This window comes from Streptomyces sp. NPDC003011 (assembly GCF_053591515.1).
Genome location: NZ_JBSFTY010000005.1, coordinates 162,630 through 173,316 on the forward strand (window position 1 = coordinate 162,630; position 10,687 = coordinate 173,316).

11 protein-coding genes are annotated in these 10,687 nt (G+C 72.1%); 8 read left to right on the plus strand and 3 right to left on the minus strand.

Annotated features, from left to right (window positions below):
* Positions 1–8 precede the first annotated feature (8 nt).
* The 5 genes from rhaS (at position 9) to ACWD0J_RS04440 (ending at position 5,300) form a co-directional block, all read left to right on the plus strand.
* Complete coding sequence (gene rhaS / locus ACWD0J_RS04420; protein ID WP_451494233.1) at positions 9–1,094, plus strand: rhamnose ABC transporter substrate-binding protein; 1,086 nt, start codon at positions 9–11, stop codon at positions 1,092–1,094.
* Positions 1,095–1,108: 14 nt separating this feature from the next.
* The gene (locus ACWD0J_RS04425) at positions 1,109–1,432 is read left to right on the plus strand and encodes an L-rhamnose mutarotase (protein WP_451494234.1); all 324 of its coding nucleotides are present in this window, start codon (positions 1,109–1,111) and stop codon (positions 1,430–1,432) included.
* A gap of 48 nt (positions 1,433–1,480) precedes the next feature.
* Positions 1,481–2,905 (plus strand): BNR repeat-containing protein, encoded by a 1,425-nt coding sequence (locus ACWD0J_RS04430; RefSeq protein ID WP_451494235.1) that lies wholly within the window; start codon positions 1,481–1,483, stop codon positions 2,903–2,905.
* Between the two features lie 89 nt (positions 2,906–2,994).
* Positions 2,995–4,020: a LacI family DNA-binding transcriptional regulator gene (locus tag ACWD0J_RS04435; RefSeq protein WP_451494236.1), complete on the plus strand. Its 1,026-nt coding sequence runs from the start codon at positions 2,995–2,997 to the stop codon at positions 4,018–4,020.
* Between the two features lie 377 nt (positions 4,021–4,397).
* Positions 4,398–5,300 (plus strand): sigma-70 family RNA polymerase sigma factor, encoded by a 903-nt coding sequence (locus tag ACWD0J_RS04440; RefSeq protein ID WP_451494237.1) that lies wholly within the window; start codon positions 4,398–4,400, stop codon positions 5,298–5,300.
* A gap of 1 nt (position 5,301) precedes the next feature.
* Here ACWD0J_RS04440 and ACWD0J_RS04445 read toward each other — a convergent pair whose 3' ends face one another.
* Entirely contained in the window at positions 5,302–5,502 is a 201-nt protein-coding gene (locus tag ACWD0J_RS04445) for a DUF5999 family protein (protein WP_451494238.1), read from the minus strand.
* 177 nt (positions 5,503–5,679) lie between these two features.
* Here ACWD0J_RS04445 and ACWD0J_RS04450 point away from each other — a divergent pair, with 177 nt between their 5' ends.
* Positions 5,680–6,480: a pentapeptide repeat-containing protein gene (locus tag ACWD0J_RS04450; protein WP_451494239.1), complete on the plus strand. Its 801-nt coding sequence runs from the start codon at positions 5,680–5,682 to the stop codon at positions 6,478–6,480.
* Here the strand turns inward: ACWD0J_RS04450 and ACWD0J_RS04455 are convergent.
* Positions 6,442–7,983 carry a cytochrome P450 gene (locus ACWD0J_RS04455; RefSeq protein WP_451494240.1) on the minus strand — a complete coding sequence of 514 codons (1,542 nt, stop codon included), beginning with the start codon at positions 7,981–7,983 and terminating at the stop codon, positions 6,442–6,444. The two genes, ACWD0J_RS04450 and ACWD0J_RS04455, sit on opposite strands and share 39 nt — an antisense overlap.
* A gap of 106 nt (positions 7,984–8,089) precedes the next feature.
* On the opposite strand from ACWD0J_RS04455, the gene ACWD0J_RS04460 reads away from it, so the two are divergent.
* Both ACWD0J_RS04460 and ACWD0J_RS04465 read left to right on the plus strand, forming a co-directional pair.
* Entirely contained in the window at positions 8,090–8,698 is a 609-nt protein-coding gene (locus ACWD0J_RS04460; RefSeq protein WP_451494241.1) for a TetR/AcrR family transcriptional regulator, read from the plus strand.
* Positions 8,699–8,813: 115 nt separating this feature from the next.
* Entirely contained in the window at positions 8,814–9,539 is a 726-nt protein-coding gene (locus ACWD0J_RS04465; RefSeq protein WP_451494242.1) for a DUF2470 domain-containing protein, read from the plus strand.
* Here the strand turns inward: ACWD0J_RS04465 and ACWD0J_RS04470 are convergent.
* Positions 9,507–10,664, minus strand: a complete 1,158-nt coding sequence (locus tag ACWD0J_RS04470) for a lactonase family protein (RefSeq protein WP_451494243.1) — start codon at positions 10,662–10,664, stop codon at positions 9,507–9,509. The two genes, ACWD0J_RS04465 and ACWD0J_RS04470, sit on opposite strands and share 33 nt — an antisense overlap.
* Between the last annotated feature and the right edge of the window lie 23 nt (positions 10,665–10,687).

Here is a 10,687-nt window from a genome sequence, read left to right on the forward strand (position 1 = left end):
CCCCAGCCATGCGCACATCGACCCTCCGCCGCACCTGTGCGACGCTCGCCGCCGTCACCTCCCTCGCCCTGGCCGCCACCGCCTGCGGCGGCACCACCAAGGAGGACGTGAAGAGCGACAGCACCGGCTCCGCCGCCTCCGCCGGCAAGGCCGACCCCAACGCGCCCCTCAAGAAGGGCCTGACCGTCGGCTTCCTGCCCAAGCAGGTCAACAACCCGTACTTCACCACCGCCGACAAGGGCGGCGAGAAGGCCGTCAAGGAGCTGGGCTCCAGCTACAAGGAGGTCGGTCCCTCCAGCGCCACCGACACCTCCGGCCAGGTCTCCTACGTCAACACGCTCACCCAGCAGCAGGTCGACGCGATGGCCGTCTCCGCGCAGGACCCGGGCGCCCTGTGCACCGCGCTGAAGCAGGCCATGAAGAACGGCATCAAGGTCGTCACCTACGACTCCGACACCAATCCCGACTGCCGCAACGCCTTCGTCTCGCAGGCCAGCGCCGAGGACCTGGGCCGCACCGAGGTGCAGCTGCTCGCCGAACAGATCGGCTACAAGGGTGAGATCGCGATCCTGTCCGCCGCGCAGACCGCGACGAACCAGAACATCTGGATCGACTTCATGAAGGAGGAGCTGAAGGACCCGAAGTACAAGGACATCAAGCTGGTCAAGGTCGCCTACGGCAACGACGACGCCCAGCAGTCCTTCCAGCAGACCCAGGGCCTGCTCCAGGAGTACCCGAACCTGAAGGGGATCATCTCCCCGACCACCGTCGGCATCAAGGCCGCCGCCCAGTACCTCTCCGGCTCGAAGTACAAGGGCAAGGTCAAGCTGACCGGCCTCGGCACCCCGAACGACATGCGCAAGTACGTCAAGAACGGCACGGTCGAGGGCTTCGAGCTGTGGGACCCGGCGAAGCTCGGCGAACTGGCCGCCCGCACGGCCGTCGCGCTGTCCTCCGGGCAGATCACCGGCAAGGAGGGCGAGACCTTCACGGCCGGCGCCATGGGCGAGTACACCATCGGCAAGGACGGCGTGATCAGCCTCGGCAAGCCGACCGTGTTCGACGCGAAGAACATCGACCAGTTCAACTTCTAGTCCCTGGAGTGGCGTTGACCCAGCGTGTGTGCTTCCTGCTGAAGGTCCGGGCGGACCGTCTCGACGAGTACCGAGAGCGGCACGCCGCCGTGTGGCCGGAGATGCTGGAGGCTCTGACGGCCACCGGCTGGCACAACTACTCGCTCTTCCTGCGGGACGACGGCCTGCTCGTCGGCTACCTGGAGACCGAGGACTTCGCCGCCGCCCAGGCCGGCATGGAGGCCACCGAGGTCAACGCCCGGTGGCAGGCCGAGATGGCGCCGTTCTTCGAGTCGTTGGACGGCGCCCGGCCCGACGAGGCCATGAAACCGCTCACGGAAGTGTTCCACCTCGCCTGAGATCCCCCTCTACCCCCGCTCCACCTCGCTGACAACGGAGTCCCCGAGATGAACAGACGTACGCTGCTGGGCGCCGCCCTCGCCGGAGCCGTGATGACCCCCGTGTTCGCCGCCGGTACCGCCCGGGCCGCAGACCCCGGCCCCTCGGTCACCCTGACCGGCAACACCACCCTCGACAGCCAGGCCCTCTTCTTCGTGTCGTACGACGGTCTGGTCAACAACAACTCGTTCCAGAAGAACGGCCTGCTGACCTACAAGGGCTACCAGTACGCCGTCTGGTACACCGCCGACCGCAACGCCGTCGTCGGCCGCCGCGTGCTCGGCGGGAGCACCTGGTCCACGGTCAAGGTCGGCCACACCCTGCGCTACGACGACTCCCACAACGTCATCTCCATGGGCGTCTCCAAGGTCGACGGCCGTCTCCACCTCAACATGGACTCCCACAGCGACGGCTTCACCTACGTCAAGTCGGTCGCCGGGCTCATGGACAACCCGGCCGGGCTGAGCTGGACCGCGAGCCGCTTCGGTGCCCCGCAGTCCACGCTGGACGGGCTGGCGCTCACCTCGCAGTTCACCTACCCCCAGTTCGTCTCCACCCCCGACGGCAAGCTCCAGCTGAGCTACCGGGTCGCCATCTCCGGCAACGGCCGCAACGCGCTGGCCGAGTACGACGGCACCAAGTGGACGAACCTCGGTGAGTGGTCCAGCTCCACCGGCACCTACACCAGCGAGCACGGCTCCAGCACGGCCCGCAACATGTACCTGCACGGCATCGACTACGACAAGAACGGGCGCCTGCACTCCTTCTTCACCTGGCGCGAGCAGAACGGCGCCGTGATGTGCAACAGCGGCGGCATCACCAACCACGACACCGGCTACGTCTACTCCGACGACCGCGGCCGCACCTGGCGCAACAACGCGGGCGCCGTGGTCGGCACCACCGGCGGCTCCGACAAGGTGGCGGTCACCGACGCCGGGCTCGTAGTGGACCCGCTGAACCCGGACCACTCCCTGATGAACCAGGAGAGCCAGTTCACCGACTCGGCGGGCCGGCCGCACGCCATCATCAGCTACGTGCCGGGCCGCTTCGGCCAGTGCACCACGAACTACGTGGCCAACCGCACCGCCAACGGCCGTGCCTTCCACGTCCGCAAGAACGCCTCCGGCACCTGGCAGAAGACCGAGATACCGGTGCCGCTGAACTCCAGCCAGCGCACCAAGCTCGCTCTCGACAAGTACGACAACGCCTACGCGATCTTCCCGTTCGGCCGGATCGCCGGAGCCTCGGCGGCCTCCGGGTACACCGACTGGACGGTGCTCTTCGACGGCAGCGGTCTCAACGCCTTCGGCGAGGTCGTCATCGACGAGACGCGCATCGCGCAGGACAACGTCCTGTCGGTGCTCTATCAGGAGAAGTCGAGCGGTACGACGCCCTCGGCGCTCCACGTCGTCGACTTCCGACTGCCCGCCTGACCCCGGTCCGGAGTGCGGCGGGGTGACTGTAATGTGAAGGTCTTCCCGCCGCGTTCGTTCCTTCTCGTTCTCCTGGAGGTCCCTGCCTGATGGCCCAGTCGGTGGGTATCAAGGACGTCGCCCGTGCCGCCGGGGTCTCCGTCGGCACGGTGTCGAACGTCATCAACCGGCCCGACACGGTCGCCACGGAGACCCGGGCCCGGGTGCTGTCCGCGATAGACCGGCTCGGCTACGTCCGCAGCGAGTCCGCGCGCCAGCTGCGCGCGGGCCGCAGCCGGATCATGGGGCTGCTCGTCCTCGACATGGGCAACCCCTTCTTCGTCGACGTGGCGCGCGGTGCCGAGCGGGCCGCACGCGAGGCCGGACTCGGCGTGATGGTCTGCAACAGCGCCCAGAACGCCGGCGAGGAGGCGGACTACCTCTCGCTCTTCGCCGAGCAGCGGGTCCGGGGCGTGCTGCTGACCCCCGCGGACGCGACCGGCCGCAACATCAAGTCGTTCCGGCGCCACGGCATCCCCTTCGTCCTCGTCGACCGGGTCGCCGAGGGCACCACCGAGTGCTCGGTCTCCGTCGACGACGTGGCGGGCGGCGCGCTCGCCGTCCGCCACCTCGTGGACGCCGGACACCGCTCCATCGCGTACGTCAGCGGCCCGCCCGGTCTCAACCAGGTCCGGGACCGCCGTACGGGCGCCCTGAACGCGCTCGCCGAGGCCGGCCTCGGCCCGCAGTGCCTGCGGGAACTGCCCACCGAGCGGCTGGACGTGGCCGCCGGCCGGGACGCCGGCGCCCGCCTGCTCGGCCTCGCCGACCGCCCGACCGCCGTGTTCTGCGCCAACGACCTGCTCGCCCTGGGCGTCCTGCAGGCCATGTACGCGGCGGGCGTCGGTGTCCCCGACGACCTCGCGATCGTCGGCTACGACGACATCGAGTTCGCCGCCGCCGCGGCCGTCCCGCTCACCTCGGTCCGCCAGCCCGCGGTCACCATGGGCGCCCTGGCCGCCGAGCTCCTCCTGGAGGAGACGGAGGAGGAGACCGCGGCGCGGCAGCACGAGCACCGCAGGGTCGTGCTCCAGCCGGAGCTGGTGGTGCGACGCTCCAGCCTCGCGGCGCGCTGAGCGTTCCCCAGGCGGCGGCCGTCCGCCGACGGCACGACAAGCCCTGCCACAGCCCCGCCATAGCGTGCCGTGCGTCTGCCCGCGGCTCGGAAGGCTCGATGACGGCCCCCTCGTCACCCGTGCCCGCTCCCGGCGGACGGCCGTCATCCTGGCCGGCACGGTCACGCTGGTGTCGTGCGGCACGGACGCCGACGGCGCCGGCCCACCCCTCCACCGCCCGGCCGGCGCCGACACCGGAGTTCGCCCAGACACAGCGGTACTGAACCGCCGAGGCGTCGCGGTACCGGACGCCCGCCGTGTCAGAGAAACGGCGTTCACAGCGGCGTGCGGGCGTGGTTGGATCATCACGCCTTCACACGGCGGGCACCGGACTGGGCATGGGGGACGGCGTGGACGAGACGGAACTTCTGGCGGACCGCTTCGAACAGCACCGCGGTCAGCTGCGGGCGGTGGCCTACCGCATGCTGGGTTCGCTGGCCGAGGCGGAGGACGCCGTCCAGGAGACCTGGCTGAAGCTGGGCCGCGTCGACGCGGGGGAGATCCGCAACCTCGGCGGCTGGCTGACCACCGTGACCGGCCGGGTCTGCCTCGACATGCTGCGCTGGCGCACCGGACGTCGTGAGGATCCCCTGGACGACACCTTCGTCCCCGACCCCGTGATCCGGCCCCTGGGGGTGACGGACCCGGAACAGGAGGCCCTGCGGGCCGACTCGGTGGGCCTCGCCCTCCTGATCGTCCTGGAGACGCTGGAGCCCGCCGAGCGGCTCGCGTTCGTCCTGCACGACATGTTCGCGGTGCCCTTCGACGAGATCGCGCCGATCGTGGACCGCAGTGCCGCCGCGACCCGCCAACTGGCCAGCCGTGCCCGGCGCCGGGTGCAGGGGGCCACGCCCGCGGCCGACCCGGACCTCGGACGGCAGCGCAAGGTCGTCGACGCCTTCATGGCGGCCTCGCTGGCGGGGGACTTCGAGGCACTGGTCGCGGTCCTGCACCCCGATGCCGTGCTGCGGGCCGACTCCGGAGCCCTGACCGGCGCGGCGGCGTCCACACTGCTGCGCGGGGCCAGGCCGGTCGCCGAACAGGCCATGCTGTTCCGGGAGTTCACCCCGCTCGCCCGGCCGGTGCTGGTCAACGGCGCGGTCGGCCTGGTCAACGTCTCCGAAGGGCGCCTGCTCACCGTCATGCACCTGGTGGTCGCCGACGGGCGGATCGTCGCGATGCACATCCTCGCCGACCCCGAGCGCCTCGCCGAACTGGACCTGCCCGACGGCCTCGGCTGACTCAGGCGGCCACGGCCGCCGCACCCGGGACGCGCCGCGGGCTCACCACCCGTCCGTCCGGCAGGAGTTCACCGGTGTCGTCGAACACGATGGTGCCGTCGCACAGCAGGCTCCAGCCCTGTTCGGGGTGGGCCGACACGATGACGGCGGCGCGGTGGCCGGGACTGTCCGCGGTGGGGCACGGCGGCTGGTGGCTGCACATGACGTCTCTCCTCGGTCCGGGGTCGGCTCCTGGTTCGTTCGGTTCCTGCCCCAGTGGTAGCCGAGGTTGTTTTCCGTTGGATGAGAGGACCCCCACAGTGCCGGAAACCCCTCGGTGAGTTTCCGTTCCGGACGGGCGGAGTCCGGGTCACTACCCGCCGGTAAGTAGGCTGGCGGGATGCCTGACCACACGACCGACCGGGCCGGCCTGCGCGGTGACTGCCGACGCTGTTCCGGCCTGTGCTGCGTCGCCCTGCCGTTCGCCGCCTCGGCGGACTTCGCGATCGACAAGCCGGCCGGACGGCCCTGCCCCAACCTCGGGGGCGACCATCGTTGCGGCATCCACGCGGAACTGCGGACCGAGGGCTTCACCGGCTGCACGGTCTACGACTGTTTCGGCGCGGGCCAGAAGGTCTCACAGATCACCTTCGGCGGACGGGACTGGCGCACGGGCCCGCCCGAGCACACCCGGCGCATGCTCGACGTCTTCCCGGTCGTCCGCCGGCTGCACGAACTGCTCTGGTACCTCACCGAGGCGCTCACCCTGCCGGCCGCCCGCCCGGTCCACGCCGGCCTGCGCCGCGCCCTGGACGAGACCGAGGCACTGACCCGCCGGGGCCCGGAAGAACTCGGGGCCCTGGACGTGGGCGCCCACCGGCAGCAGGTCAACGTGCTCCTGCTGAGGACCAGCGAGCTCGCGCGGGCCGGGACGGGCGGCCGGAAGAAGAACCGCCGGGGCGCGGACCTGATGGGAGCCCGCCTCAAGGGCGCCGACCTCAGGGGCGCCGACCTGCGCGGCGCCGACCTGCGCGGCGCGGACCTGATCGGTGCCGACCTGCGCGACGCCGGCCTCACGGACGCCGACCTGACCGGTGCCTTCTTCCTCACCCAGCCCCAGCTGAACGCGGCCAGGGGCGGCCCGGGCACCCGGCTGCCCGGGTCAGTCACCCGGCCGGCGCACTGGACAGCGGTCTGCTGACGGGGCCTCGCTCCCGTCCGGCGCGGAGGAGACGTCGGCGCGGCGCACCCCGGCCGGGGCGGTCGCGGCACCGGACCGCCGCTCCAGCCGCAGCCGCAGCCCCTCCGGCATCAGGGTGAGCCGCTCGGTCACCCGCAGCCGGTACGCCGGGTCGGCCCGCAGCTCGTAGCGGCGCAGCAGCAGTCCCAGCACCAGGGTGGCCTCGTGCAGGGCGAACTGCCGTCCTATGCAGGCCCGCACCCCGGTCCCGAAGGGCTTGTAGGTGTGCGGCGGCCGGGACCGTACGGCCCGTGCCTCGAAACGGTCCGGGTCGAACCGCCCGGCGTCGGCGCCCCAGACGGAAGGGTCCCGGTGCAGCATCGGCATGAGGATGAGCGTCCACGCCCCCCGCCGCATCGGATGCGTCCCCGCCAGCACGGTGTCCGCGCGGGCCTCCCGCGCGAAGGCGGGCGCCGTCGGCCACAGCCGCAGCGACTCGTCCAGCACCCGGCGCACGTACCGCAGCCTGGCCACCTGGTCGTAGCCGGGCACCGCCGTCGCGCCCCACACCTGGTCCACCTCGGCGCGGGCGCGGGCGGCGACCTCCGGATGGCGGGAGAGGTAGTGCAGGGCGAAGGAGAGCGCGCCGGAGGTGGTCTCGTGGCCCGCGATCAGGAAGGTGATGACCTGGCGCCGCACGTTCTCCACCGACAGCCGCTCCCCGGTCTCCGGATGGGCCGTGTCCAGCATCCGGTCCAGCAGGTCGCCGCCCCCCTGCCCGCTCGCGCGCCGGGCGCGGACCAGCTCGTCCACCGTGCGGTTGAGGTGGGCGATGTCGGTCTCGTTGCGGCGGGCGGCCCGGCGCAGCAGCAGCGGGGACGGCACGGTGTTGAGCAGCTGCGCGTAGGTGAGCGTGCCCACCATCGCGGTGATGAAGGGGTGCGGGCGGGAGCGTTCGAAGGAGCCGAAGTCGTGCCCGAAACCGGTCCGCGCGATCGTCTCCAGGGTCAGCTTGGTCATGTCGCCGGGCACGTCCACCGGGCGCCCCGCCGCCAGTTCACCGTCCCAGTGGCCGGTGAGCCGCCCGGCCACCGCCAGCATCGTCCGGTGGTAGCCCTCCATGGCCTCCCGGTTGAAGCCGGGAGCCAGGACGTCGTGCGCCAGCTGCCAGTTGGGCTCGTGGTTGTACGCCGTGAACAGCCCGTCCCCGGCCACCGGCCGCAGGTTGGCGACCCCGAGGCCCACGTGCTTGGCGAACCGCGACTCGTCGGCCAGGTCGGCCACGAGTTCGGCGCCCCAGGTGAACACGAACTCCCTGCCGAACGCCTTGCGCCGGAAGATCGGCCCCAGCCGCCGTGCGTGCCGCAGGGTGTCCTGCAGCGGCGCGCGTCCGCTGGCACCGATCACGTCACCCAGCAGGGGAAGCCGGCGGGGCGGATGCGGGATGCGCCGCAACTCCGGCCAGCCCTGCTCGGCGCCACGGAATCCCCTCGGCAGCCCGGTCCCTGTGATCGTCTCCGCCATGACGCCATCTCCCTCGATCCCGCGGCAGGTCGAGCATGTTGTACACCGGTTCAATAGCGCCCCAGTGTCGTCCGGCTGGTGAATCGAGGTCAAGTAAGGTGCGGACATGGCCGCGGAACAGGGCGAGCGCACACGTCGCCGGCTCAGCACCGGGGAGCGCCGGGAGCAGTTGCTCTCGGTGGGTGCGCGGCTGTTCTCGGAGAGCCCCTACGACGACGTCTGGATCGAGCAGGTCGCGGAGATCGCCGGAGTCTCCCGCGGGCTGCTCTACCACTACTTCCCGACCAAACGGGATTTCTTCGCGGCGGTCGTCGAACGCGAGAGCGCGCGGATGCTGCGTCTGACGGAGGCCGTGCCCGGAGTCCCGGTCCGTGAGCAGCTCACCGCCGGCCTCGACGCCTACCTGGAGTACGTCCAGGCGCACGCCCACGGATACCGGGCCTTCCACCGGGCCGACGCGGCGGGCGACCGCGCCGTGCGCGGGGTCTACCGGCGGGCGCTGGCCGCCCAGGAACGCCAGATCCTCGCCGCCCTGGCCGCGGACCCCGAGTTCGGCCCGCTGTCCCGGACGCGCCCCGACCTGAAGCTGGCCGTGCGCGGCTGGCTGGCCTTCACCACCGCCGTCTGCCTGGAGTGGCTGCGCGGTTCGCACCTCTCCCACGACCAGGTGCGCGACCTGTGCGCGCGGGCGCTGCTGGGGGTCATCGCGCCCTGAGGCAGGGCCGATCGGCGTCCGCCGGGCACCGGGAACACATTCACAGGTGCTCCCTGGTTGGTTTCATCGCCGATCTTCGATAGGTTAGGCAAGGCTTACCTAAGGAGGATGTGGGATGGGTGACAGCGGAAGCTGGACGGCCGCGCCGTCCGCTGCGGAGCGGGCCCGGTCGGTGCTCGCCGCCGCGTGGTCCTGCGCGGTGACCGCGGAGGGCGGGCGCGAGGAGCTCGTCGGCGCGCATTCCGTGGCCGAGGACGGCCGGGTGATCCTCGACGTGCCCGAGGACAGCACCCTGCTCGCGGCGGCGGTCTGCGCGCCCCGCGGCGAACCGTCCGCCGTCCTGGAGTTCGCCGACGTCGCGCCCGTCCCCGTCCGCCACCGGATCCGCGCCCGGCTGTGGATGGCCGGCTGGTTCGTCCCCGAGGACGGCCGCCTGGCGTTCCGGGCCACGCGGGTGGTGCTGCGCGACCCGGCCGCGGCGGTGGTCGTCGACCTCGACGAGTTCGCCTCCGCGGTGCCCGACCCGCTGGCCACCGCCGAGGCCCGGCTGATCGGCCACCTCGCCGACTGCCACGCCGACGCGGTGGAACGGCTCACCCGGCTCGTGGACTCCGACAGCCTGCACGGCGCGGTCCGCGTCCAGCCCCTCGCGGTCGACCGGCACGGGCTGACGCTGCGCATCGAACGCGCCCGCGCCCACGGTGACGTACGCCTGGCGTTCCACGCGCCCGCCGACGACGTCGGCCAGCTCACCGAACGCATGCACGTCCTGCTCACCCAGGCGAGCGCCGCTTCCTGCCCGCGGGCGCTACAGCGGCAGCGCACAGACGGCGACGGGTGAGGCGAACGGCTCACCCGCGAGCCGGAGTTCTCCGGTGCCGGTGTCCACATGGAACACGCTCACCGTGGAGGACCTCTGGTTCGCCGCGAACAGCAGCGACCCGTCCGGCGAGAAGGCGATCTGACGGGGGAAGTCGCCGGACACCGGCACCGTGTCCAGCAGCCGGAGCCGGGCGCCGTCCGCCTCCACCGCGTAGCGCGTGAGGCTGTTGTGGCCCCGGTTGGCGAGATAGGCGTACGCGCCGTCCGAGGTCACCAGGATCTGCGCCGGGTAGCTGGTGCCGGAGCCGGTGCCGGTCGGCTGGGCCCCGCCCACGGTGAGGCGGCCGGTGTCCGGGGCGTAGGAGCAGACCGCGACCGTGTTGTCGACCTCGTTGGCGAGGTAGGCGTACCGGCCGCCGGGATGGAAGGTGAGGTGGCGCGGCCCGGCACCCGGACGGGTGTGGGCCTGAGCGACCTCGGTGAGCTCGCCGGAGGTCTCGTCCAGCCGGTAGGTGTACACCGTGTCCGTGCCCAGGTCGACGGCGAGCACATGACCGCCGTCGGGGCTGGTGACGAACTGGTGGGCGTGCGGGCCCCGCTGGCCCGGCCCGGGCGCGGGGCTGGAGTGCGTGACCAGGCCGGTGCGCTCGCCGAGCGCTCCCGACGCGCCGATCGGATGCACGGCCACACTGCCGGAGCCGTAGTTCGCGCTGAGCAGCCAGCGCCCGCCCGGATGCACGGACAGATGGCATGGCCCCGCGCCGCCGGTGCTACGGCTTCCCAGGATCGTGCGGTCGGCCAGGCGTACGGCGGTCACCGCACCGTCCTCGCGCTCGTCGACCGCGTACAGCGTGCGGCCGTCGGGATGTGCCGCGAGATACGACGGGTCGCCGACCCCGGTGAGGGTCCCCGTGCTGGTGACGCGGCCGCTGCCGGCGTCGTAGGCGGCCAGACCGATGCCCGTGCCGCCGCCCTCGGCCGAGGTGTAGGTGCCGAGGTAGAGCGGGCGGGGGCCGGAGGGCCCGCCGGTCGCGCTCGGAGTGCCCGTCGTGCCCGGGCTCGCCTCGGGGGACGGCCCCGCCGACCTCCTGGCGAAGTACCCCTGGAACCGCCGCTCGGCGCCCACCTCCCTCGCCGAGAACATCGACGGCATGCCCGAGGACGACG